The organism is Brevundimonas sp. Root1423, from assembly GCF_001426805.1.
Map to the genome: position 1 here is coordinate 1 of NZ_LMFL01000038.1, position 23,911 is coordinate 23,911.

The 23,911-nt window shown below is 68.8% G+C and carries 24 protein-coding genes and 1 riboswitch; of the genes, 12 read left to right on the forward strand and 12 right to left on the reverse strand.

Going from position 1 to position 23,911, the window contains the following annotated elements; all coding sequences use genetic code 11:
- The first annotated feature begins 373 nt into the window (after positions 1-373).
- The 5 genes from ASD25_RS20455 to ASD25_RS20475 all read left to right on the forward strand — a co-directional run bounded on the left by ASD25_RS20455 (position 374) and on the right by ASD25_RS20475 (position 3,043).
- Positions 374-736 carry an AtpZ/AtpI family protein gene (locus ASD25_RS20455; RefSeq protein ID WP_055829951.1) on the forward strand — a complete coding sequence of 121 codons (363 nt, stop codon included), beginning with the start codon at positions 374-376 and terminating at the stop codon, positions 734-736.
- 7 nt (positions 737-743) lie between these two features.
- Positions 744-1,535 (forward strand): F0F1 ATP synthase subunit A, encoded by a 792-nt coding sequence (locus ASD25_RS20460; protein ID WP_055829909.1) that lies wholly within the window; start codon positions 744-746, stop codon positions 1,533-1,535.
- Positions 1,536-1,583: 48 nt separating this feature from the next.
- A complete protein-coding gene (locus tag ASD25_RS20465; RefSeq protein ID WP_055829911.1) occupies positions 1,584-1,850 on the forward strand; it encodes a F0F1 ATP synthase subunit C in 267 nt (88 codons plus the stop codon).
- Positions 1,851-1,943: 93 nt separating this feature from the next.
- Positions 1,944-2,531 (forward strand): ATP synthase F0 subunit B', encoded by a 588-nt coding sequence (locus ASD25_RS20470; protein ID WP_055829912.1) that lies wholly within the window; start codon positions 1,944-1,946, stop codon positions 2,529-2,531.
- Positions 2,531-3,043 (forward strand): F0F1 ATP synthase subunit B, encoded by a 513-nt coding sequence (locus ASD25_RS20475; RefSeq protein ID WP_055829914.1) that lies wholly within the window; start codon positions 2,531-2,533, stop codon positions 3,041-3,043. The genes ASD25_RS20470 and ASD25_RS20475 overlap by 1 nt, the downstream gene beginning before the upstream one ends.
- Before the next feature lie 58 nt (positions 3,044-3,101).
- On the opposite strand, the gene ASD25_RS20480 is transcribed toward ASD25_RS20475, so the two are convergent.
- The 8 genes from ASD25_RS20480 to ASD25_RS20520 form a co-directional block, all read right to left on the reverse strand.
- Positions 3,102-3,587, reverse strand: a complete 486-nt coding sequence (locus ASD25_RS20480; protein ID WP_235562818.1) for a DUF6789 family protein — start codon at positions 3,585-3,587, stop codon at positions 3,102-3,104.
- A gap of 117 nt (positions 3,588-3,704) precedes the next feature.
- Positions 3,705-5,255 carry an aminomethyl-transferring glycine dehydrogenase subunit GcvPB gene (gcvPB, locus tag ASD25_RS20485; protein ID WP_056620181.1) on the reverse strand — a complete coding sequence of 517 codons (1,551 nt, stop codon included), beginning with the start codon at positions 5,253-5,255 and terminating at the stop codon, positions 3,705-3,707.
- 399 nt (positions 5,256-5,654) lie between these two features.
- Positions 5,655-7,001 carry an aminomethyl-transferring glycine dehydrogenase subunit GcvPA gene (gene gcvPA, locus ASD25_RS20495; RefSeq protein WP_055829920.1) on the reverse strand — a complete coding sequence of 449 codons (1,347 nt, stop codon included), beginning with the start codon at positions 6,999-7,001 and terminating at the stop codon, positions 5,655-5,657.
- 27 nt (positions 7,002-7,028) lie between these two features.
- Positions 7,029-7,391 (reverse strand): glycine cleavage system protein GcvH, encoded by a 363-nt coding sequence (gene gcvH, locus ASD25_RS20500; RefSeq protein WP_055829922.1) that lies wholly within the window; start codon positions 7,389-7,391, stop codon positions 7,029-7,031.
- An 11-nt stretch (positions 7,392-7,402) separates the two neighbouring features.
- A complete protein-coding gene (gene gcvT, locus ASD25_RS20505) occupies positions 7,403-8,518 on the reverse strand; it encodes a glycine cleavage system aminomethyltransferase GcvT (protein WP_055829923.1) in 1,116 nt (371 codons plus the stop codon).
- Positions 8,519-8,665: 147 nt separating this feature from the next.
- Positions 8,666-8,763, reverse strand: a riboswitch (glycine riboswitch).
- Positions 8,764-8,792: 29 nt separating this feature from the next.
- Positions 8,793-9,806: an adenosine deaminase gene (locus ASD25_RS20510; protein WP_055829925.1), complete on the reverse strand. Its 1,014-nt coding sequence runs from the start codon at positions 9,804-9,806 to the stop codon at positions 8,793-8,795.
- Positions 9,807-9,838: 32 nt separating this feature from the next.
- Positions 9,839-11,641 (reverse strand): arginine--tRNA ligase, encoded by a 1,803-nt coding sequence (gene argS, locus ASD25_RS20515; protein WP_055829927.1) that lies wholly within the window; start codon positions 11,639-11,641, stop codon positions 9,839-9,841.
- The gene (locus ASD25_RS20520; RefSeq protein ID WP_055829928.1) at positions 11,642-12,355 is read right to left on the reverse strand and encodes a hypothetical protein; all 714 of its coding nucleotides are present in this window, start codon (positions 12,353-12,355) and stop codon (positions 11,642-11,644) included.
- Between the two features lie 147 nt (positions 12,356-12,502).
- Between ASD25_RS20520 and ispH the strand changes: the two genes are divergently transcribed.
- The 5 genes from ispH to ASD25_RS20545 all read left to right on the forward strand — a co-directional run bounded on the left by ispH (position 12,503) and on the right by ASD25_RS20545 (position 17,232).
- Positions 12,503-13,474 carry a 4-hydroxy-3-methylbut-2-enyl diphosphate reductase gene (gene ispH, locus ASD25_RS20525; protein WP_055829930.1) on the forward strand — a complete coding sequence of 324 codons (972 nt, stop codon included), beginning with the start codon at positions 12,503-12,505 and terminating at the stop codon, positions 13,472-13,474.
- A gap of 80 nt (positions 13,475-13,554) precedes the next feature.
- A complete protein-coding gene (locus ASD25_RS20530) occupies positions 13,555-14,469 on the forward strand; it encodes a DUF4232 domain-containing protein (protein ID WP_055829933.1) in 915 nt (304 codons plus the stop codon).
- Positions 14,470-14,524: 55 nt separating this feature from the next.
- Positions 14,525-15,715, forward strand: coding sequence for a glycine C-acetyltransferase (locus ASD25_RS20535; protein ID WP_055829934.1), 1,191 nt, complete (start codon positions 14,525-14,527; stop codon positions 15,713-15,715).
- A gap of 11 nt (positions 15,716-15,726) precedes the next feature.
- The gene (gene tdh, locus ASD25_RS20540; RefSeq protein ID WP_200943684.1) at positions 15,727-16,767 is read left to right on the forward strand and encodes an L-threonine 3-dehydrogenase; all 1,041 of its coding nucleotides are present in this window, start codon (positions 15,727-15,729) and stop codon (positions 16,765-16,767) included.
- 9 nt (positions 16,768-16,776) lie between these two features.
- Entirely contained in the window at positions 16,777-17,232 is a 456-nt protein-coding gene (locus ASD25_RS20545; protein WP_055829938.1) for an opioid growth factor receptor-related protein, read from the forward strand.
- Here ASD25_RS20545 and ASD25_RS20550 read toward each other — a convergent pair.
- Both ASD25_RS20550 and ASD25_RS20555 read right to left on the reverse strand, forming a co-directional pair.
- On the reverse strand, positions 17,229-17,621 hold the full coding sequence (locus ASD25_RS20550) for a hypothetical protein (RefSeq protein WP_055829940.1): 393 nt from the start codon (positions 17,619-17,621) through the stop codon (positions 17,229-17,231). The two genes, ASD25_RS20545 and ASD25_RS20550, sit on opposite strands and share 4 nt — an antisense overlap.
- Positions 17,622-17,690: 69 nt before the next feature.
- Positions 17,691-18,695 carry a DNA topoisomerase IB gene (locus ASD25_RS20555; protein WP_235561738.1) on the reverse strand — a complete coding sequence of 335 codons (1,005 nt, stop codon included), beginning with the start codon at positions 18,693-18,695 and terminating at the stop codon, positions 17,691-17,693.
- A gap of 153 nt (positions 18,696-18,848) precedes the next feature.
- Between ASD25_RS20555 and rlmJ the strand changes: the two genes are divergently transcribed.
- Positions 18,849-19,676 carry a 23S rRNA (adenine(2030)-N(6))-methyltransferase RlmJ gene (gene rlmJ, locus ASD25_RS20560; protein WP_055829943.1) on the forward strand — a complete coding sequence of 276 codons (828 nt, stop codon included), beginning with the start codon at positions 18,849-18,851 and terminating at the stop codon, positions 19,674-19,676.
- On the opposite strand, the gene ASD25_RS20565 is transcribed toward rlmJ, so the two are convergent.
- Positions 19,673-19,975, reverse strand: coding sequence for an antibiotic biosynthesis monooxygenase (locus ASD25_RS20565; protein WP_055829944.1), 303 nt, complete (start codon positions 19,973-19,975; stop codon positions 19,673-19,675). The two genes, rlmJ and ASD25_RS20565, sit on opposite strands and share 4 nt — an antisense overlap.
- Positions 19,976-20,140: 165 nt before the next feature.
- On the opposite strand from ASD25_RS20565, the gene ASD25_RS20570 reads away from it, so the two are divergent.
- Entirely contained in the window at positions 20,141-22,642 is a 2,502-nt protein-coding gene (locus ASD25_RS20570; RefSeq protein ID WP_055829946.1) for an ATP-binding protein, read from the forward strand.
- 3 nt (positions 22,643-22,645) lie between these two features.
- Here the strand turns inward: ASD25_RS20570 and hemF are convergent, their stop codons facing one another.
- Positions 22,646-23,533: an oxygen-dependent coproporphyrinogen oxidase gene (gene hemF, locus ASD25_RS20575; protein ID WP_055829949.1), complete on the reverse strand. Its 888-nt coding sequence runs from the start codon at positions 23,531-23,533 to the stop codon at positions 22,646-22,648.
- Between the last annotated feature and the right edge of the window lie 378 nt (positions 23,534-23,911).

Below are 23,911 nucleotides of genomic sequence, written 5' to 3' on the forward strand. Positions count from 1 at the left end.
CCCGCCCCGAAGCGCTCGGAAGCCGCGATCACGCGGAGCGAAGGCGGCGACGCCGAAAACACATCCGGTCCCCGTAACGCGAAAGCAGGGGGCCACATATCGGTTCCGGGCTAGCCGCCCGCGCTCCGCGACCTCCCCGTCCCTTTCCGGCAGCGATGCCGGAAAGCGAAGACTCCTGCCCGGATTTCGGCCCATCCCCAGCGACCCTTCGCCACGCCCCCGGATTGGTGAAACAAACATGCGGAAAATCAACGCCATACAGCACGTCCGCGCCGCCTTGACCTGCGGGGGTCTCGCCTATAGGTTCCGCGCCGAATTCAGACCCCCTTCGAGGCCCGCCTTCCGGCGCCAGCATCGAGGCGCTGAGGCCATCATGTCCCTGCCAACGGAATCGCGCGAAGAGGCGATCGAACGCCTTAACACCAGCGCATCCGATCTGGAGGCGCGCACTGCCCGGCAGATCTCTCACGAGGCCGCCGGTCAGGCTGCGGCGGGACAGGCCTGGAAGATTCTCGCCGATTTGTTCGGCGGCGTCTTCGTCGGTCTGGCGATCGGCTTCGGGATCGACCGGTTCGCCGGCACGACGCCCTGGGGAATCATCGGCGGCGTCCTTCTGGGCTTCGCCGTCTCGGTGTGGATGGCGTGGCGCACGGCGCAGCGTCTGATGGCCGAAGCGAAACAGCATGGGGAGCCGGACTCGGTTCCCTTCGACGACGACGAAGACCAGGGAGTCTGATCGCCCGATGGCCGATCCGCTACACCAGTTCCAGGTTACCCCTCTGCCGGGTCTCGACTTCGGCGAAGTGACTCTGCCGCTCGTCGGCACGGTCCATCTGGCCTTCACCAATTCGCACCTGGCGATGACCATCGCCTTCCTCGTGGTGGTGATCTTCTTCCAGCTGGTCACCTCGGGCGCCAAGGTCGTTCCGGGCCGCGGTCAGGCCGTGGGCGAGACCCTGTTCGGCATGATCGACGGCATCGCCGAGTCGATCATCGGCCACGACGGCAAGAAATATTTCCCGTTCGTCTTCACCGTCTTCACCTTCATCCTGGCGATGAACCTGCTGGGCCTGTTCCTCAGCTTCACGGCCACCTCGCAGCTGGCGGTCACCGCCACCTTCGGCGTCATCACCTTCCTGCTGGTCGTGATCATCGGCATCCGGAAGAACGGCCTGAAATTCCTCGCCCTGTTCTGGCCCACCGGCGCACCGCTGGTCATGCGTCCGATCGTCGGCCTGATCGAATTCTTCTCCTTCCTGCTGCGCCCCCTGACCCTCACCCTTCGTCTGTTCGGCAACATGATGGGCGGCCACGTCGCCCTGAAGGTCTTCGCCGGCTTCGTCGTGTCGCTGGGCGCCATGGCCGCCGCGGGCGGCTGGGGCTACCTCGGCCTGCCGGGCGCCGCCCTCTCTCTCAGCCTGGTCACCGCCCTGACCGCGCTGGAGTTCCTGGTCGCCTTCCTCCAGGCCTTCGTCTTCGCCGTGCTGACCTGCGTCTACCTGAACGACGTGGTCAATCTGGGCGACCATCACTAACCCACCCGCTTCTTCTCCAACCAACCAACTCTCACAGGACTGAACACCATGGTTGATCCGCAAATCGCCGCCGCCAACGCCGCCGCCATCGTCTCGGCCGGCAACGCCATCGGCGCCGGCCTGGCCATGACCGGCATGATCGGCGCCGGCATCGGCGTCGGCAACATCTTCGGCAACTTCCTCTCGGGCGCCCTGCGCAACCCGTCGGCCGCCGGCTCGCAAATCGGCAACCTGTTCGTCGGCGCGGCCCTGGCCGAAGCCCTGGGCATCCTGTCGTTCGTCATCGGCATCCTGCTCTGGACGTCGGCGAGCTGATTTCGTCCTTCTGATCGAGGGGCGGCCCGGTTCCGGCCGGGCCGCCGCCTCGTTTCTGACTGACGTATCGACCGCTCCAACTTCAGGCGACAGATGACCGTATCCGCTCAACCCGCAGTGACTCACGACGCGCCGCCTTCGGTGGACGTCGCGGACACGCACGCCTCGACCGAAGCCGCTCACGGCGAAGGCGGAGGCGGCCTGCCGCAGTTCGAGTTCCAGCACTGGTTCGGTCAGATCGTCTATCTGATCATCCTGTTCGCCCTGCTCTACTGGCTGATGGCCAAGGTCTTCGTGCCGCGTCTGCGCGGCGTCATCGACCAGCGCGCCGCCACCATCTCCGACGCCGTCTCGGCCGCCCGTCAGGTCCAGGCCGAGGCCGCCGGCCAGGCTGAGCAGGCCAAGGCCGAGGTCGAGGCCGCCCGCGCCTCGTCCCGCTCCATGGCCGCCGCCGCCAAGGCCCGCGTCACCGAACAGGCTGCCGCCCGCGCTGCCGAGGAAGAGGCCGTCGTCAACGCCCGCATCGCCGAGGCCGAGACCGCCATCGGCAGGACCCGCGACGCCGCCATGACCAATGTCTCCTCGATCGCTTCCGACACGGCCGCGGCCATCGTCGAACGCCTGACCGGCAAGGCGCCGACCGCCGCTGAAGCCGCTGCCGCTGTGAAGGGCGCCGCCTGATGGAATTCTTCAACCCGCATCTCTACGACCTCGCCAACCCGGAGCTCTGGGTCGCCGCCGGCCTGTTCCTGTTCATCGGCCTGTGCGTCTTCGTCGGCGTGCCCAAACTGGTCGCCGGCCAGCTCGACGCCAAGGCCGCCCGGATCCAGTCCGAGCTCGACGAGGCCGCCCGCCTCCGCGCCGAGGCCGAGGCCCTGCTGGCCCAGATTCGCGCCGAAAAGGCCGAGGCCGAGGCCCAGGCCGCTGAAATGCTGAGATCCGCCGAAGCCGACGCCCGCGTCATGGAGGCCGAGGCCAAGGTCAAGCTGGAAGAGACCCTGAAGCGCCGTCAGGACCTGGCTGAACGCCGCATCGCCCAGGCCGAGGCCCAGGCCTCCGCTGAAGTGAAGGCCGCCGCCGCCGACCTGGCCGCCCGCGCCGCCGAACAGATCCTGGCCGCCCGTCTGGCCGGCCAGACGTCCGACCCGCTGCTCGACGCCGCCATCGCCCAGATCGGCTCGCGCCTCAACTAGGCTCGATCAGCGCCGCAAGAAAAACGCCCCGCCGGTCTCCGGCGGGGCGTTGTCGTTTTCAGTGCGCCGGCGCGGCGCCCGGCATCGAGCCGACCCGCTTGTCGCGCTCGACCAGCCGTCCATAGACGTTGCCCAGTACGATCCCGTAGACGGCGTGCGTGGCGATCATCCAGGCGAAGGTGCCGAAGCCTGCGCCCATGAAGAACAGGCCCACCGGCCGGCCTCCGACGAGCCCCACCAGCGGCGCGATCGTCAGCCCCATCAGGATGAAGGCCCCGATGGCGAAGACGATGCCCTTGGATTCCGGCGTGTCCGTCGGCAGCCGCGGGCACAGCACGCCGAAGGCCGGCCCGAGCACGAGCGTCCCGACGAGCAAATGCGCCGCCCACCCGACCGCGATCGTGTCCGGCATCTGGAGCATGACTGAAAGAAGTCTCGGGAAGCTGGCGGCCCAGGGCCCCAGCATCAAATTCGCGATCTCAAGCACCGAAACCGCGACCGTGGCCGCGAGACCGGCGACCACACCCTTCTGTACGCGTGACATCATGACCGTTAGCGCCTCCCAAACGCTTGTTGTGGCTCAGACTACGCAAGGGAGAGCATACGCCTGCTGGGACAGGCGGCGTTCACTTTGCCGTGCTTCGCAGTTGCGAAGCGGAACCTACTCGGCGGCGATGTTCGAGCCTTCCGGCGCCGTCCAGCGCAGCACCGGCGAGCGGGCCGCTCGGGTCTCGTCCAGGCGCTTCATCGGCGCATGGAAGGGCGCGCCCTTGAAGCGGTCGACGTCGCCGGCCTTGGCCGCCGTCGCCAGCGCCCGCATCGCCTCGATGAAGCGATCCAGCTCCTGCTTCGACTCGGTCTCGGTCGGCTCGATCAGCATGGCCCCGTGAACGACCAGCGGGAAATACATGGTCATCGGGTGGAAGCCCTCGTCGATCATCGCCTTGGCGAAGTCGAGCGTGGTCACGTCCGTGCCCTTCAGCCATTCGTCGTCGAACAGGGCCTCGTGCATGCACGGCCCCTCCGGGAAGGCGGCGCTCATCAGGTCCGACAGCCGGGCCTTGATATAGTTGGCGTTCAGCACCGCGTCCTCGGCGACCTGACGCAGGCCGTCGGACCCGTGGCTCATCATGTAGCTGAGGGCGCGGGTATACATGCCCATCTGGCCCTGGAAGGCGCACAGCCGGCCGAAGGCCTGGGCCGCCTCATCCTCCTCGCGCTCGATCAGGCGATAGCCGTCGGCGTCATGCACCACCCACGGGGCCGGGGCGAACGGCGCCAGCGCCTCGGACAGCACCACCGGACCCGCGCCCGGCCCGCCGCCGCCGTGCGGCGTCGAGAAGGTCTTGTGCAGGTTGATGTGCATGGCGTCGACCCCCAGATCGCCCGGCCGCACCCGCCCGACGATGGCGTTGAAATTGGCCCCGTCGCAGTAGAAATAAGCTCCCGCTTCATGGGTCAGCCGGCTGATCTCGAGGATGTCGCGCTCGAACAGGCCGCAGGTGTTGGGATTGGTCACCATGATGGCGGCGACGTCGTCGCCCAGCTTGGCGGCCAGGTCGGCCACGTCGACGCGGCCGTCCTCGGTCTGGGCCACTTCCACGACCGTATAGCCGACGAAGGCGGCGGTGGCCGGATTGGTGCCGTGGGCCGAGGTCGGCACCAGCACCTTGCGGCGCCGCTCATGCTGGCCCGAGGCCTCGTGGGCCGCACGGATGGCCATCAGGCCGCACAGTTCGCCATGGGCGCCCGCCTTGGGCGACAGGGCCACGGCCGGCATGCCGGTCAGGGTCTTCAGCCAGTGCGCCAGCGTGTCCATCAGCTCCAGCGCGCCCTGCACCGTCGAGGTCGGCTGCAGCGGGTGGATGTCSGAGAAGCCCGGCAGGCGGGCCATYTTCTCGTTGAGGCGCGGGTTGTGCTTCATCGTGCACGAGCCCAGCGGATAGATGGCCAGGTCGATGGCGTGGTTCTTCTGCGACAGGCGCACATAGTGGCGCATCGTCTCGGGCTCCGAGAGGCCCGGCAGGCCGATCGGATCCTTGCGGACAAGATCGCCGAGATCGGACCCGTCCGTCTTCGGTTCCGGCAGATCCACGCCGGTCTTGCCCCAGCCGTCGCTCTCGAAAATCAGGTGCTCGTTCTGCAGCAGGCCGCGCCCGCCGGTCAGGGTCGGGTGCTTGTAGTCATAGAGCTCCGACGCGAGGGACACCAGTTCGNGTCCTCGGCCGAGAACTCCAGCTGGCGTGGGGCAGGCGGGCCATTTTCTCGTTGAGGCGCGGGTTGTGCTTCATCGTGCACGAGCCCAGCGGATAGATGGCCAGGTCGATGGCGTGGTTCTTCTGCGACAGGCGCACATAGTGGCGCATCGTCTCGGGCTCGGAGAGACCTGGCAGGCCGATCGGGTCCCTGCGGACCAGGTCGCCGAGGTCGGAGCCGTCGGTCTTGGGTTCCGGCAGGTCGACGCCGGTCTTGCCCCAGCCGTCGCTCTCGAAGATCAGGTGCTCGTCCTGCAGCAGGCCGCGGCCGCCGGTCAGGGTGGCGGGCTTGCTCTCGACGCGGTTCGGAGTGGTCGGGCGGCCGACGGAGTTCATGGTGCTCATGGTCATGATCCTCAGGCGGCCAGGACTTTGGACAGGGATTTGGCGAGAATCTGGATGTCGATATCCATCGTCATTTCGGTCGCGGCGACCAGCAGGACGTCATCCATGCCGGCGTCCGGCGCCAGACGGCTGTAGGGCACCCCCGCCAGGATATGGTGGCCGGCCAGGGTGTTGACGATCTCCGCCGCGTTTCCGGGCAGCCGCACGGCGAACTCGTTGAAGAAGCGCGGGGTCAGGATTTCGACGCCCGGGATGGCGGCGAGAGCGTCGCGCGTGGCCAGCGCCTTCTCGTGGTTCAGCAGGGCCATCTTTCGCAGCCCCGTCTCGCCCAGCAGGCTCATGTGGATGGTGAAGGCCAGGGTGCACAGGCCCGAGTTGGTGCAGATGTTCGACGTCGCCTTGTCGCGGCGGATGTGCTGCTCGCGGGTCGACAGGGTCAGGACGAAGCCGCGCTTGCCGTCGGCGTCGACCGTCTCGCCGGTCAGGCGCCCCGGCATCTGGCGGACCAGCTTTTCCCGGCAGGCGAACAGGCCGACGTAGGGTCCGCCGAAATTCAGGGCGTTGCCGATCGACTGGCCCTCGGCGGCGACGATGTCGGCCCCCATTTCGCCCGGCGACTTGAGCAGGCCCATGGACACGGCCTCGGTGACCACCACGATCAGCAGAGCCCCGGCGGCGTGGGCCGCCTCGGCGATCTTGGTGACGTCCGTCGCCGTGCCGAACACGTTCGGGGTCTGGACCACGACGCAGGCGGTGTCCGGCCCGATCTGGGCGATCACCTCCGCCTCGGCGTCGACGGCGGCGGGCAGAACCTGGGTTTCGACCCCGACGGCGTGCACCACCGTCTCGGTCGCCCGGACATAGTGCGGATGCACCCCGCCCGAGATCACCGCCTTGTTGCGGCGGGTCACGCGGGTGGCCATCAGCACGCCCTCGGCCATGGCGGTCGAGCCGTCATAGAGGCTGGCGTTGGCCACCGGCATGCCGGTCAGGTTCGCGACCTGGGTCTGGAATTCGTAGAGATACTGCAGCGTGCCCTGGGCGATTTCCGGCTGGTAGGGCGTGTAGCTGGTCAGGAACTCCGACCGCTGGATCACATGGTCCACCGTCGCCGGGACGTGGTGCTTGTAGGCCCCCGCCCCGCAGAAGAAGGGCACGGAGCCGGCCGAGGCGTTCTTGGCCGCCATGGCTCCCAGCGCCCGCTCGACCTCCAGCTCGCCCGCCACGCGCGGCAGGTCGACGAAGCCGTCGCGACGCGCCGCTTCAGGCACGTCCACGAACAGGTCGTCGATGGATTTCGCGCCGATGGCCGCCAGCATGGCGGAGCGGTCGTCGGGCGTCAGCGGGAGGTAGCGCATGGCGGGGAGATCCGTGCGTGAAAGGGCTTAGAGGGTGGCCAGGAAGGCGTCGTAGGCGGCGCGGTCCATCAGGCCGTCGGTCGAGGTGTCCGACACCTTGATCTTCGCGAACCAGCCTTCGCCTTCGGGATCGGCGTTGACCGTTTCCGGGGCGGAGGCGAGGGCGGCGTTGCCTTCGATCACTTCGCCCGAGACGGGGGCGTAGACGTCCGAAGCCGCCTTGACGCTCTCGACGACGGCGAAGCTGTCGCCCTTCGAGACCGACTTGCCGGCCTCCGGCGTCTCGACGAACACCACGTCGCCCAGGGCGTCAGCGGCGTGCTTGGAGATTCCGACGGTGGCGATGTCGCCGTCGAAGCGAACCCACTCGTGATCCTTGGAGAAATGCATCGATCCGATCCTCAGGCTTTCGGTTTGCGATAGTAGCGTTGGGCGACGAAGGGCATGGCGACGACCTCGGCCGCGGCGGGCTTGCCGCGCACCAGGACCTTCAGGTCCGTGCCCAGTTCGGCGAACTGCGGCGGGACATAGCCCATGGCGATGTTGCGGCCCAGCGTCGGCGAGGGGCCGCCCGAAGTGACCGTGCCGATGACCTTGCCGTCCATGTCGGCGATCTCGGCGCCTTCGCGGGCCGGGGCGCCTTCCTTGACGCTCAGGCCGACACGGATCCGCGACGGGCCGTCGGCCAGTTCCTTCAGGATGCGGTCGGCGCCGTTGAAGTCCGCACGCTCCTTGCGCGACTTCGACAGGGCGAAGGTCAGGGCGCCCTCGACCGGGCTGGTCGAGGCGTCGATGTCGTGGCCGTGCAGCGGCAGGCCGGCCTCGAGGCGCAGGCTGTCGCGGGCGCCCAGGCCGATCGGCTTGACCCGGGCGTCCTTCAGGATCGTGTTCCAGACGCGCTCGGCCTGATCCGCCGGAACGGAAATCTCGTAGCCGTCCTCGCCGGTATAGCCCGACCGCGAAACGAAGCAGTCGCAGCCGAACAGCATCAGCCGGGCGCAGTCCATGAAGCCCATCTCGGCCAGCAGCGGCTCATGCGCGGCCATGACCTCGGCGGCCTCGGGCCCCTGGACGGCCAGCAGGGCGCGATCGTCGAGGATTTTCAGCGTCGCGTCGCCCTGCAGATTGGCTTTCAGGAAGGTGAAGTCGGCGTCCTTGTTGCCGGCGTTGACCACGACATAGAGGCCGTCATGATCTGGCTTGCCGGCCATCAGGTCGTCCATGACGCCGCCCTCGGCGTTCAGCAGCAGGCTGTATTTCTGCCGGCCCGCCTTGAGGACCGCATAGTCCCCGGGCACGAACCGTTCGAACTGGGCGATCGCGTCCTCGCCGGTGATCCTGCACTGGCCCATGTGCGAGACGTCGAACAGGCCGGCGTGCTCCCGGGTCCAGCGGTGCTCGGCCAGCACGCCCTCGTACTGCACCGGCATGTCATAGCCGCCGAAGCCCACCATGCGGGCGCCGAGCGCGCGGTGCGCGGCGTTGAGGGGCGTGGTCTTCAGGGGTTGGTCGGTCATGTTCAGGCTCCACGGTCGCGTCTTGGGGCGGAAAGCTCCGCCGTCCTCGCGCCCCCGCTGTCCTGAAGCCTGAGAGATTCCGGCCGCCAGAACCCTGACCAGCCTTGCTCCGTCGGCGCGCTCCGGAGAGCGACTTTCCAGCGTCCGTACGTCCTCGCGGTCCGTTTGCCTGAGCGTTTCCGGGGCGGTTGCGCCTTCGGCTCCGGAGCCCCCGAAAGGGCTCCGATCTCTCCCGCGAGAGCGCCGCGACCTAGGCCCCGACTCCGGGTCGGTGTCAAGCGGGACGGGCGGCGTATGCCTCGACTTCGGCGATCCGCGCGGCCTTTCCGGCCTCGTCCAGGAACGAGCCCTCGAAGCTGTTGCGCGCCAGCAGGGTGACCTGCTCCCGCGTCAGCCCCACGGCCCGCGCCAGCTGGCGATAGTTCTCGTTCACATAACCTCCGAAATAGGCCGGATCGTCGGAGTTCAGGGTGACGTGCAGACCACGCCGCAGCATTTCGGGTACGGGGTGGTCCCTGAGGTCCTTCACCACGCAGAGCTTGAGGTTCGACAGCGGGCAGACCGTCAGCGTCATCCGTTCGTCGGCCAGCCGCTCGACCAGACGCGAATCTTCCATCGAGCGGTTGCCGTGGTCCATCCGGTCGATGTGCAGCAGGTCCAGCGCCTCCCGGACATAGGCCGGCGGACCTTCCTCGCCGGCGTGGGCGCAGAGCTTGAGGCCCAGCGCGCGGGCGGCGGCGAAGACGCGTTCGAATTTCGAGGGCGGGTGTCCCACCTCTGATGAATCCAGCCCCACCCCGACGAAGTGACGCAGATACGGCTTCGCCGCCTCGAGCGTGGCGAAGGCTTCCTCCTCCGACAGGTGCCGCAGGAAACTGAGAATCAGGCCCGAGGTCACGCCCAGTTCGGCGCGGGCCCGGTCCATGCCGGCGATCAACCCCTCGACGACGACCCCGAAGGGCACGCCCCGGTCGGTATGGGTCTGGGGGTCGAAGAAAATCTCGGCGTGCCGCACGTTGTCCGCCGCCGCGCGCCCGAAATAGGCGAACGCCAGATCCTCGAAGTCGCGCCGCGTCAGCAGCACGTTCGCCCCGGCGTAGTAGATGTCGAGGAAGTCCTGCAGGTTGGAAAAGGCGTAGGCGGCGCGCACAGCCTCTACGCTGTCGAACGGAATGGTCACGCCGTTCCGCTGCGCCAGCTCGAACATCAGCTCGGGCTCGAGGCTGCCTTCGATATGGAGATGAAGCTCCGCCTTCGGCAGGCCGGCGATATAGGCGTCGAGCGACATGGGCGGCTCCGGAAACGAGCCGCCAGTCTAGCCTACATCCGCTCCGGCGTCTCGATGCCCAACAGGCGCAAGGCCGTCTCCAGCTGGTCCAGAGCGGCCTTCGACAGCGCCAGTCGCGAACCTCGGGTCGCCTCATCCGGCGCGATCAGCACCGGGCAGGCGGCGTAGAATTTGGAGAACGACTGCGCCAGCCGGTAGGCATGCTCGGCCACGACGTGGGGCATGCGCTTCTCATAGGCTTCGGCGACCGCCTGCGAGAAGGCGTCCAGCGTCAGGGCCAGGTCGCGTTCGGCCGGTTCGGCGATGACGATGGGCCCGGGCGTCGCGCCCTGTTCGGCGGCCTTGCGCAGCAGGGATTTGATCCGCACCGCCTGATACAGAAGATACGGTCCGGTCTTGCCCTCGAAGCTCATGAAGCGGTCGAGGTCGAAGACGTAGCTGGTGGTCCGGCTGTTCGACAGGTCGGCGAATTTCAGCGCCGCGACCGCCACCTTGTGGGCGGTGGCCTCGAACTCGGCCTCGGTCAGATCTTCGCCCAGATGCGCCTCGTGCAGTCGGTCGCGCGCCTTCTCCACCGCCATGGTGATCAGGTCGTGCAGCTTCAGCACCCCGCCCGCGCGGGTCTTGAACGGCTTGCCGTCCTGCCCGTTCATGGTGCCGAAGCCGAGGTGGTCCAGCGAACCCTCGGCGGCGTAACCCGCGAGATACGCCGCGCGGAACACCTGTTCGAAATGCTCCGACTGGCGCTCGTCGACGACGTAGAGAATCAGGTCGGGGTCGATGGCCTTGCGTCGGTCGAGGATCGTGGCGAGGTCGGTCGTGCCGTACATGGCCGAACCCTCTGACGAGATGACCAGCAGCGGCGGCGGGCTGGGCGCCTCGATAACGGAGCCGTCGGCCAGCTTGCGTTTGCGGGTTTCTCCGGGCCTGGCCACGTGCACCACCCGGGCGCCGTCGTCCTCGACCAGCAGGCCGGTCTTCTCGAGGTGGGCGATCATCTCGGCCATCACGGGATCGGCGTCGCTCTCGCCGTTCCACAGGTCGAAGGTCACGCCCAGGGCGCCGAACTCACGCTCCAGCGCCGTGCGGCTGACGGCGACGAAATGGGCCCACAGCGCCCGGTAGCCCGGGCGACCGCCCTGCAGCTCCGCCGTCGCCTTGCGGGCGCGGTCGCGGAAGCCGGCGTCTTCTTTGGCCATGGCCGCGGCGGCCGGATAGAGGCGTTCGAGGTCTTCCAGCGAGACCGGGCTCTGCGCCGGGAAGGGACCGTCACCCTCGGCGAGGAAGCCGTCGGCCTTGCCCTCGTCGCCGACGGCGACGATCAGCAGGCCCATCTGGAAGCCCCAGTCGCCGAAATGGGCGTCGCCCCAGACCGTGTCGCCGCGGAAGCGGAAGATGCGTTTCAGGCTCTCGCCGATGATCGACGAGCGCAAATGGCCGACGTGCATCGGCTTGGCCACGTTCGGGCCGCCGAAGTCGATGATGACCTTGCGCGCCGTGGCGACCGTTGAAGCGCCCGAATGTCCGGCGTCGGCGGCCACTTCGGCGGCCCGGGCCGACAGGGCGGAGTCCGCCAGTTTGAGATTGATGAAGCCTGGTCCCGCCACCTCGACCGAGGACAGGCGCGGATCACCCGCCAGCCGCTCGGCGACCCGGGCCGCAAGCTCGCGCGGATTGGCTTTCAGCGCCCTGGCGGCGGCCAGCGCCCCGTTCGACTGGAAATCCGCCAGGTCGGGGCGATCCGAGGTCGTGACGCGTCCCAGCGAGGGGTCCACGCCTTCGGCGGCGAAGGCGGCCCCGACCGCTTCGCCCAGGACAGTTCTGAGGTCGGTCATTTACTGGGCCGGGGGAGGCGTGGCGGCCGGCGTGCCCGCATTGACGCGGAACCGGCTGCCCGAGCGGTTGAACTCGGCCATCTGCGGCGTGACGTCGAAGCCGACCAGGATTTCGAAATGGTCGCCGCTGGTGGTGGCGCTGGCGCGCGGGATGACGATGGTCTGGTCCTGGGTGACCGTCGCCGTTTGTTCGCCGTCGAAATTCACGGGCAGGTCGAAATATTCCTTGGCCAGGATCGCCCGGTTCCGTTCGGTCACCGCGATCCAGTAGCGATAGGTGCGGGCGTCGCCCTGGGCCTGGGGCCCGCGACCGAGGTTGAACAGGATGCGGGTCTGCACGGTGATGGGCTGGTCGTCCTGGTAGCCGCAGTCCGACACCAGACCCTCGATCTCGCCGGTGAAGCCGACGTTGGCGGCCGCAACCCGGTCGCCGGTCAGTTCGACATAGCGGGCGGCGTCGTACAGCACCTTAACATAGGGGCAGGGGCCGGCGGCGGCGCTGCGGCGCAGGGGCGCGATGCGGGGGCGGCGCGGGGTGTTGGGGTCGGCCTGCTCGCCGGCCTGCGGTTCCTGGCCGGGACGCTGGCGGCCGGTGCGATCCTGCTGCTGCTGCCCGGAGCCGTACTGGGCGCTGGCGACCGTCGGGACGGTCACGACCGCGATCGCGGCGGCGGCGAGGGCCGAGGCCAGGGAAACCTTGAGGACGCGACGCATGAAAGTGTTCCGGAAACGAGGAGGTGCGGCGACAGCCCGACGCCGGCGGCACGCTCGCCGCTGATAGCGGCTAAACCGAGGCGCGGCAAACCCGCGCGCGCGGAAACCACGGTGGCGGGAAGGGGTTCGAACGACTAGGTTCCGGCGATGACCGTTCACGCCCCCATCCACCCGACCGGCAAGCGCGCCCTGACCGTGCGCCTGGCCACGCCGCGCGGCTTCTGTGCGGGCGTCGACCGGGCCATCCAGATCGTCGAGCGGGCGATCGGGAAATATGGCGCCCCCGTCTATGTGCGGCACGAGATCGTGCACAATCGCCACGTGGTCGAGCGGCTCAAGGCCATGGGCGCCGTCTTCGTCAAGGAACTGGACGACTGTCCCGACGACCGTCCGGTGGTGTTCTCGGCCCACGGCGTGCCCAAGTCGGTGCCCGCCACGGCGCGGGCCCGCGAGATGCTGTATCTCGACGCGACCTGCCCCCTGGTCTCCAAGGTCCATGTCGAGGCCGAGCGCCATCACGCGGCCGGGCGGCACATCATCCTGATCGGCCACGCGGGCCACCCCGAGGTCGTCGGCACCATGGGACAACTTCCGGCCGACGCCATCAGTCTGGTCGAGACGACCGCCGATGCCGAGGCCTTCCAGCGTCCGGGCGACGCGCCCCTGGCCTACGCCACCCAGACGACCCTGTCGGTCGACGACACCAGCGAAATCCTGTCGGTGCTGAAGCGCCGTTTCCCCGAACTGCCGGACCCGCACAAGGAAGACATCTGCTACGCCACAACCAACCGCCAGGAGGCGGTCAAGCGGCTGGGCGCGGGCTGCGATCTGGTGCTGGTGATCGGGTCCGCCAACTCGTCCAACTCGGTGCGCCTGGTCGAAGTGGCCTTGCGCGCGGGAGCCCGCGACGCCCGTCTGGTCGATGACGCGGCGCAGGTTGACTGGTCCTGGCTGGAAGGCGTCTCGACCCTCGGCATCACCGCCGGAGCTTCGGCCCCGGAGCGTCTGATCGAGGAGCTCATCGAGGCGGTGTGCGCCCGGTTCGACGCCGAAGTCGTTGAGGACGCCGGCGAACGGGAAACCGTCGCCTTCAAACTGCCCCGGCTGCTGACAGCCTGACGGGTCGGTCCCGGCGCTTGCGCAAGCGGAGCCTTTGGCCTTGGCTGACGTTGAACTTCAGACCCAACCGTGGAGCTTCCATGCGCCCTCGCACTGTCTGCACGATCGTCTCGACCCTGGCCCTGACCGCCGCCGCGGGCTGCACCCGGGAGGCCGAAGCGCCGCCGACGGCGCCGGTCGAGCCGAGCCCGGCGCCGGCGGGACCCATGGCCCCGGCGGTCAGCTACGCCTGTGAAAGCGGTCAGTCGGTCACCGTCGCCTATCCCGACGCCGCGACCGCCCAGCTGACCTACAGGAGCCGAACCTACGTCCTGCGTGCCGTTCAGGCCCCCTCGGGCGCGCGCTTCACCGGCTCGGGCATGGAATGGCAGACCGTGACGGCGGCGGGTCAGGAAAGCGCCAGCCTCAGCCGCCTCGGCCCCAATCAGGACGTCGGCGTCGCGGTGCTGGAGCGGTGCAGCCGGCCCGCGTCGGCTCCGATCGCGCCCGGCCCGGTCCCGACGCCCGACGCCTTGCCGGGAGGACCGCTGCCGCCCGCAGCCACGCCGTGCAAGGGACCTCAGTTGAAGCTTTCGGCCGACAGCGGCGACGCCGGCATGGGCCATCGGGTCACGATCGTCGGCGTGCAGAACGTCAGCGCCCAGGTCTGCAGCCTGACCGGCTATCCGACCGTGACGCTGCAGGATGCGCGCGGGCGCAGCCTGACAACCGTCCGATCCGAACAGAACCCGGGCAGCTACCTGCGCTCCGGACAGGCGCCGGCGCCGGTTACAGTCCAGCCGCAGGCCAAGGCCTTCTTCGACCTCGCCTGGACCGTCGTCCCGAACGAGGGACAGGGCGAGACGGCCTGTCCGACCGCCGCGCGCATCCGCGCCCTCGCCCCGGGCGACACCTCGCCCACGACCCTGGCCCAGACCTTCACGCCATGCGGCGGCCGCATCCAGGTCAGCCCGTTCCGGGCTGCGGCCGAGCCGGCCCCGGTCCCCGGAGGTTGAGGCGCGCGTCCGGCGGGGGTTCAAACCGCACGAAAAATGGCCTAGCGGAGCGCCCATGACAGCAACCTTCCATGACCGCGTCCGCGCGGAACTCGCCGACATCGACGCCCAGGGGCTGACCAAGCCGGAGCGGGTCATCGCCTCCCGTCAGGGCCCGGTGATCAGGGTCGGCGGCCGCGACGTGCTGAATTTCTGCGCCAACAACTATCTCGGCCTCGCCGGCGACGAACGGGTGACCCAGGCCGGGATCGCGGCGCAGCAGAAATGGGGGGCCGGCACCGCTTCGGTGCGCTTCATCTGCGGCACCCTGGAGATCCACAAGGAACTCGAGCGATCGATCGCCGACTATCTGGGCTTTGAGGACACGATCCTGTTCGCCGCCGCCTTCGACGCCAACGGCGGCATCTTCGAGCCCCTGTTCGGGGCCGAGGACGCCATCGTCTCCGACAGTCTGAACCATGCCTCGATCATCGACGGCGTCCGGCTGTGCAAGGCCAAGCGGTATCGCTTCGCCAACTCGGACATGGACGACCTGGAGACCCAGCTGAAACAGGCCCGGGCCGATGGCGCGCGCGAGATCGTCATCGCCACCGACGGCGCCTTCTCGATGGACGGCTATATCGCCAAGCTGAAGGACATCCGGGCGCTGGCCGACAAATACGACGCCCTGATCATGGTCGACGACTGCCATGCGACCGGCTTCCTCGGCCCCCAGGGCCGCGGCTCATACGCCCATCACGGGGTCGAGATCGACTTCCTGACCGGCACCTTCGGCAAGGCGCTGGGCGGGGCCATGGGCGGCTTCATCTGTGCGACGTCCGAGGTCGTGGCCCTGCTGAAGCAGCGGGCCCGGCCCTACCTCTTCTCCAACGCCCTGGCCCCGGCCGTCTGCGGCTCCAGCCTCGAGGCCATCCGCATCGCCGGCGGCGACGAGGGCGACGGCCTGCGCAAACAGCTGTTCGCCAACGCCGTCCGCTATCGCGCCGCCATGACGGAGGCCGGCTTCACCCTGCTGCCGGGCGAGCATCCGATCATCCCGGTCATGCTGGGCGACGCGAAACTGGCCCAGGACTTCGCCGCCCGGGCGCTCGAGCTGGGCGTTTACGTCATCGGCTTCAGCTTCCCGGTGGTGCCGCGCGGCCAGGCCCGCATCCGCACCCAGATGTCGGCGGCCCACACCTTCGAACAGATTGATCAAACGGTCGCGGCGTTCACGACGGCCGGACGCGAATTGGGAGTTATCTGATGACCGACACCATGAAGGCTCTGGCCAAGACCCGGCCCGAAGTCGGCCTCGAACTGATCGACGCGCCGGTCCCCGTGGCCGGGCCGGAGGACGTGCTGATCCGCGTCAAGCGCACCGCCGTCTGCGGCACCGACATCCACATCTGGAACTGGGACGAGTGGAGCCAGAAGAACGTCCCGGTGCCTATGATCACCGGTCACGAATTCTCGGGCGAGATCGTCGCCATCGGCAAGGACGTCGATCGCCGCCTCAAGGTCGGGCAGCGGGTTTCGGCCGAGGGCCACGTCATCGACCTGAACTCGGAAGCGGCCCGCGCCGGCCATTTCCACCTCGATCCCGACACCCGCGGCATCGGTGTCAACCGCCAGGGCGCCTTCGCCGAATTCGTCGTCGCCCCGGCCTTCAACGTGATTGAACTGCCCGACGAGGTGCCGTGGGAGATCGGCGCGATCCTCGACCCGTTCGGCAACGCGGTGCACACGGCGCAGCAGTTCGACCTGCTTGGCGAGGATGTGCTGGTCACCGGCGCCGGACCCATCGGCATGATGGCTGCGGCCGTCGCCCGCCACGCGGGCGCCCGCACCGTGGTCCTGACCGACATCAACGACTTCCGCCTCGAGCTGGCCCAGAAGGTCGCGCCGGGCGTGCGCACCGTGAACACGACGCGGGAGGATCTGAAGGACGTCATGCACGAGCTCGGCCTCAAGGTCGGCTTCGACGTGGCGCTTGAGATGTCGGGCTCGCCGATTGCCTTCAAACAGTGCGTCGACACCCTGATCATGGGCGGCGGCATGGCCATGCTGGGCATCCCGTCGAAGCCGATGGAAACCGACTGGGGCGCGATCATCCTCAAGGCCCTGACCATCAAGGGCGTCTACGGCCGCGAGATGTTTACCACCTGGCGCAAGATGCTGGGCCTGCTCAAGGCCGGCCTCGACCTGACCCCGCTGATCACCCACCAGATGGGCTACGAGCGCTTCGAGGAGGGCTTCGAGGCCATGCGGTCCGGCCAGTCCGGCAAGGTCGTGCTCAACTGGGACAAGGCGGCCTAGGGCGAACCCATGTCCGCGCCCGGCGCCATAACCGCCTTTCTCGAAGGCGAAGGTCCCGATGCGCGGGGACGCACCCTGTTCGACATCCTGGCCATGGACAACAGCGCACTGGAGCAGTCCCACGACTACATCCAGTGGCTGTTCCCCTTGCGCGAGCCGTCTCGCGCCGTGCCCGACGCCCCGGTCCTGACGGACGCGGAGGTCGAGGCCATCCGGGACTCGGGCATGGCCCAGATCGCTCTCGCCGCCGCGACGGACCGGATGGACGCCTTCTATCGCGCCACCCACGACTGGCTGATGCCGAACGACCACAACCATCTGCGGATCACGCGGATCATCCGGTCGCTGCGGCTGCTGGTCGGCGACGACGAGGCGGACGCCTTCAAGGCGGCGATCCTGTCGCGGGTCGAGATGACGCGGGCGCCGGTCAGCGTCCGCAGCCGAGGCTACTGGATGACCGCCTAGGCAGTCATCGTCGCCGACTTGCCGCCCGTGGCCCGGAAGACGATGACCGCGAACAGCAGCAGGCTGACGAACACCATCACCTCGGAGACGACCAGGAAGGGGACCAGAGCCGTGTTGCCCATCAGCATGAGCGACAGGCTTGGCATCATGATCAGGAAGCCCACGGCCGCCAGAACGAGATGAGCCACGGGCATCCAGCCTTTGGCGGCTTCGGGGATGACGCGGTAGACGAGGCCGAACAGCATCATCGACGCCCAGCCGATCAGATTGATGTGGGCATGGACGGGGCGCAGCGTGAAATTCTCGTTCGCGCCCATCCAGATGCCAAGGCTCACGCCGACCAGGACGGCGAGGACGCCGAGGCGCAGAAAATTATTCGAAACCGACATTGATTGGATCCCTCCGACAAAGAGGGTTTCGTAAACCGTCGTTTTCCCGGAATCCTAGTTAAAACGTCGTCACGTCAATGTCCTGATGAGGGCCTTCTCGAACGCCGCCGTATCCGGCCCGGGCAGGACGCCCGCCAGGTGGCCGCTTTCGAACAGCTCGAACACCTTCGGATGCACATACGATGACCGGCACACCGTCGGCGTATTGCCCAGCAGACCGGCCACCGCCTTGACGCAGACGGTGATCTGGCGCTTCGCCTCGGTCGCAGAGGCGGGCGGCTCCATCTCGCGCAGGGCCCGGGCGGCCGAGACCGTGCCGGCCCAGGTGCGGAAGTCCTTGGCCGAGAACTGGTCGCCCATGGCCTCGCGGATATAGGCGTTCACATCGTCCGAGGTGAGGGCGCACAGCTGGCCGTCGGCGCCCCGGTATTTGAACAGCTGCTGGCCCGGCAGCTCGCGCAGGGAGCGCACCACGGTGGCAAGGCGACGGTCCTTCACCCTCACCTCATGCTCCACGCCGCTCTTGCCCTTGAAAGTGAAGGTCAGGGCGGTTCCGTCGACGTCGAGATGCCGCTTGTTCAGCGTGGTCAGGCCGTAGGAGCGATTCTGCCTTGCGTACTGGGCGTTGCCCACCCGGATCAGGGTGATCTCGAGAAGCCGGACGGCGGTGGCCAGCACCTTGTCCCGCGATACGCCGCGCCGGTTGAGATCGGCCTCGACCCGTTGACGCAACCGCGGCAGCTTCCTGGCGAAGGCCGGCAGGCGCTCGAACTTGGTCTCCGACGCATGACTGCTCCAGCCGTCATGATAGCGGTACTGTTTGCGGCCCTTCGCGTCGCGACCGGTGGCCTGGATGTGGCCCGAGGCGCGGGGGCAGATCCAGACGTCGGTCCAGGCCGGGGGAATGGCCAGCGCGCGAAGTCGCGCGAGCGTCGGCTCGTCGCGGATCACCGCGCCGCTGGCGTCACGATAGCTGAACCCCTTGCCCGAGGCGGTGCGCCGGATGCCGGGTTGTTCATCGCTGCTCCAGGTCAGGCCGCGCGGAATCTCGGTCGCGGGATCGGCGGCGGTCACGCTCCAGCCGCCCCGGGGCGGGCGTGCCGGCGGTCGGACGGGGCGGGAGGATCGATCACTTTGCACTCCGGTTCGCGTCGCCGAACGACGGGCGGAGGCGGAGGGTTCCCGTCCGCTCTTGACCGCGGCGGCCCGGCGGACGACGGAAGCCCCATGAACTATCGCCACAGCTTTCACGCCGGAAATTTCGCCGACCTGGTCAAGCACGCCCTGCTTCTGTGGTTGCTCGAACGGCGCGGGGCCGACGGCCCCCTGACGGTTATCGACACCCATGCCGGCGCCGGTGTCTACGATCTGGCCGGAGACGGGACGCGGTCGAAGGAGGCCGAGGCCGGGGTCGCGCGGCTGATGGCGGCGGAGAGGCGGCCGCCCCTGATCGAGGCGCTGGCCGCCGCCGTGACCCGGCTGAACCCGCGCGGCGGGGCGGCCCTCTATCCCGGCTCGCCCCTGCTGGTGGCGCAGACGCTGCGGGATGACGACCGCTATGTCGGCTTCGAGCTGAACCCGCCGGTGCTGGACCTGCTGACCGAGGCGCTGGCGCCGTATCCGGAGGCCGCGGCCGAGGGCGGAGACGGCTATGACCAGGCGCGGGCCTGGGCGGCCGAGGCGACGGGCCCGTTGGTTCTCATCGATCCGCCGTTCGAGAAGCCCGACGACTATCTTCGCGCGGCCGACACCGGCGCCGCCATCGTCCGCGCCGACGCCCGCGCCACGGTGGCGATCTGGACGCCGCTGAAGGATCTGGAAACCTTCGACGGCTTCCTGCGCCGTCTGGACCAGGCGGGCGCCCAGCGCGTGCTGGTGGCCGAGGCGCGCCTGCGCCCGCTGACCGACCCGATGCGGATGAACGGCTGTGCGGTGGTGATCCTGAATCCTCCCGCGGGAGCCGAGGCGGCGGCGCGGGAAATCTGCGGCTGGGTCGCGGAAACCCTTGGCGAGGCGGGCGCCAAGGCCGAGGTCTGGTTCACCCAGGCCGGTTAGACGAAGACTTCGCCCGCCTCGTAGAGGTGGGGTTCGAACGTCGCGATGGCCATGATCGGCTCCATGGCGGCATTGACCGCCGGCAGGCGGGTCATGGCCTTCCAGTCCTCGCGCGTCCGCCAGACGGCGTGCACCGCCGCGACCTTGCCGTTCAGGCCCCGGTGGAGGGTGGCCGACAGAAAGCCGTCGGCCTGGCGCTGGGCCCGGACCATGACGGCCAGCAGATCCATCAGCAGATCCAATTTCGAGGGATCGCAGCGATAGACGTTGATCAGGACTACGGGTTCCGGGTCGGCCATGGCGGGCGTCTAGCGGATCGCGTGCGGCGAGTCTCCCACAGCGGGTTGGCCCGCGGCCGGCGCGGCGAATCGTCCGCCGGCGCGCCCGGTCGGGGAAGGACCGTCGTTCGCTAAAGCTTGCTCAACACATGCCGTGCGAGGAAGGGTGACACTGTCGGACCTCCAATGTTCCCTGTTCGTGTCGCCGTCGCGCTTCTGGCCGCCGCTGTCGTTCTCGGCGGCGCGCCGGCCGTCATGGCCCAAGCCGCCGCGGCCACGACCCGGGAGGCTCCGGACGACGCCCTGCGACTGGCGCGGTTCGTCGAGGCCCGGGCCGGATCGACCGATTTCGCCGCCCTCGACCGCTTTGGCGTGGCGGCGATGCGCCGGACCGACCGGGAAGGCCTGAACCGGCTCTATCACGTCACCTGGACCATCCTGAACCAGGGCGACTTCGAAAAGGCGACCCTGTGGAACGGTAGACTGGCCGCGGCGGCGCGGCGACGGGGGGACGACCGGTACGTCGACATCGCCGCCCTGAACGTCCTGGCGATCCGTTATGACAGGGGAGATGCCGGCGTCGTCGTCGAGATGCAAAGGATGGCGCGCGAGGGACGCGACTGGTTCGTCCGGGCCCATGCGGCCCGCCTCAACGCCCTCGCCCTGATCGACGAAGGCCGGATCGGCGAAGGGCTGGAACTGCTGGGCGAAGCCCAGGCCGACATTCCGGAAAAGGACGCCTTCGCCGCTACCGCCCAGGCCGGGATCTGGGAGGTCACGGGCATGGGCCTGAAAGAGCTGAACGACGTCACGGGCGCGGCCGCCGCCTTCCGGAAATTCGAGATCGACTATTCCAACCCGGCCTACCCCCGCCCCGACTTCGACAGCCTCTACAACCTGGCCATGATGGCGGCGAGGGTGGGCGACGGACACCGCGCCGCCCGTTATTTCGCGGCCCACCACCGGCTGGCCCGGCGGGCGGGGCTGACGACCCTGTCCGTCTATGACGCCAGCCTGTGCGCGACGGTCGCCCACGCCCGCGGCGAACCGCGCGCGGTCCTGGCCTGTCTGGCGCCCTATGGGGAAAGTCTCGGCGAGGCGGCGTTCCTGTCCGCCGAGGCCCTGCCGCTGCGCGCCATCGCCCGGGCCCGCACCGGGCAGGTCGCCGGCGCCCGTCGCGACGTGAACGCGCTGCGCCGCCTCGAACGCGAGACGGGCGTCCAGCCGGAGGTCGATCACGCGGAGGCCGAGGTGCTGTTCGCCGAAGGCCGTCCCGAGCAGGCCTTCCACCTCCTCAGGGCGCATATGGTCGCCAGCGAGACCGCGGCGGCCCGCAGCTACAGCGCAGGCATCCATCAGGTGACCGGCGACATGCAGCAGCAGCTGGCCGAGCGCCGGCGGCAGCTGGAGACGGCGCGGTCCAACACCGGCCTGCAGCGGGCCATCATCGGCATCGCCGTGATCTTCCTGCTGTTCGCGGCCGCGACCCTGGCGTGGCAATCCCGGCAGGCCGAGCGGCTGCGGCTGGCCCAGCGCCGGGCGGAGGGAGCCAATCTGGCCAAGAGCGAATTCCTCGCCAATATGAGCCACGAAATCCGGACGCCCCTGAACGGCGTGGTGTCGATGGCGGACTCCCTGGCGCGCCGCGACCTGCACCCGCAGGAGCACGAAATGGTCGAATTGATCCGCTCGTCCGGCGCGACCCTGGAGCGGCTGCTGTCCGACATCCTCGACAGCGCCAAGATCGAGTCCGGGCAGCTGACCTTCGAGCGGGCCCCGTTCGATCTCGAGCAGTCGGTCCATGACGTCGCCGCCCTGTGGCGGGTCAAGGCCGAGGATCAGGGCGTCGCGCTCGAGGTCGAGTTCGATCCGGCCCTTGCGGGTCTGGTCGAAGGCGACGCGGTGCGGCTGAGGCAGGTGCTGACGAACCTGGTCAGCAATGCGCTGAAATTCACCTCGAAGGGATCGGTGCGGATTTCGGTGGCGGCCATGGACGGCGGCCGGGCGGCCTTCCGTGTCACGGACACCGGCGTCGGGTTCGAGCCCGACCAGAAGGGCCGCATCTTCCGCCGGTTCCAGCAGGCGGACGGCTCGATCACACGACGGTACGGCGGCACGGGCCTGGGCCTGACCATCTCAAACGCCCTGGTCGAGCTGATGGGCGGCGGGGCGCTGGATTGCGACAGCGCGCCGGGCGAGGGTTCGACCTTCTGGTTCGACATTCCGATGCCGCGCGCCGTCAGGGGTGCGAGCGAGGCGGAGCCGTTGACGGTGACGGACATCACAACGGCGCCCCTGCGCATTCTGCTGGCGGACGATCACCCGGCCAACCGCAAGGTCGTCGAGATCATGCTGGCGGCCACCGCCATGGAACTGGTGTCGGTCGAAAACGGGCAGCAGGCGGTCGAGGCCCTTGCGGGCGGCGGGTTCGATCTGGTCCTGATGGACATGCAGATGCCGGTCATGGACGGGCTGACGGCGACGCGGGAAATCCGCGCCATGGAGGCGGAGCAGGGCCTGGGGCGGACGCCGATCGTGATGCTGACCGCCAACGCCATGGCCGAACATGTGGCGTCCGGCCGCGTGGCGGGAGCGGACGGCCACCTGACCAAGCCGGTGACCCTGGTCAGCCTGTTCGAGGCCATCGCCTCCGCGCTCGATGGCGAGGCGCGCCGCGAGGCGGCCTGATCGTCAGGGCCATTTCACCACAGGCGGCATCGAACTGAGGATCGACTCGACGTTGCCGCCGGTCTTGAGCCCGAACATGGTGCCGCGGTCGTAGAGCAGGTTGAACTCGACATAGCGGCCGCGCCGGACCAGCTGTTCGTCGCGCTCCCCGGCGGTCCAGGGCTCGGCCATCCGGCCGGCGACGATGCCGGAATAGGCCTCGAGGAACCGGGTCCCGACGTCACGGGTGAAGGCGAAATCCCTGTGGTAGTCGCCGCTGTCGTGGTGGTCGTAGAAGATCCCGCCGGTGCCGCGGGGCTCGTTGCGGTGGGGCAGCCAGAAATATTCGTCGCACCACGCCTTGAAGCGGGCGTGCCATGAACCGTCTCTGGCCGGATCGTGGGCGTCGCAGGCGGCCTTCATCGCCGCGTGGAAGGCGAGGGTGTCGGGCGCGTCCGGGCGGCGGTCGACGTTCAGGACCGGGGTCAGATCGCCCCCTCCGCCGAACCAGCTGCGGGTCGTGGCGATGAAGCGGGTGTTCATATGCACCGCCGGCACGCGCGGGCTGACGGGATGGGCGATCAGGCTGACGCCGGTGGCGAAGAAGCGCGGATCCTCCGCGGCGCCGGGCACCGACTTCGCATAGTCGGCCGGGAAGGTCCCGTGCACGGTCGAGACATGGACCCCGACCTTTTCGAACAGCCGGCCGTGCATCATGCCCATGACGCCGCCGCCGCCCTCGGGCCGGTCCCAGGGCGTGCGCACGAAGCGGCCGGGTTCGCCGGGAAACAGGTCGGCGGGCGCCGCGTCCTCCAGCGCCTCGAAGGCGGCGTGGACGCGATCGCGCAGTGTCTCGAACCAGGCGCGGGTCTCGGCCTTGCGTTGATCAAGCGAGGGGGAGGGGGCGGTCATGGGGGGTCTGTAATGTGTCTGGCGGCAAGGGAGAAGGCTGGATGCTCTCCCTCCCCTTCATGGGGAGGGTGGTCGCGTAGCGACCGGGTGGGGAATTGCAGACGCACCCCACCCTGTCGTCGCTTCGCGCCGACATCGTCGTCGGATCGGCTCCGCCGACTCTTCCTCCTCCCCATGAAGGGGAGGGAGAAGCAGGCGTGCGTCATCGCCGCTTCCGGAGAAGCGGTTGGGGAGGTCGCGGAGCGCGGGCGGCTAGCCCGGAACCGGAATGTGGCCCCCTGCTTTCGCGTTACGGGGACCGGATGTGTTTTCGGCGTCGCCGCCTTCGCTCCGCGTGATCGCGGCTTCCGAGCGCTTCGGGGCGGGCATCGCATGGCC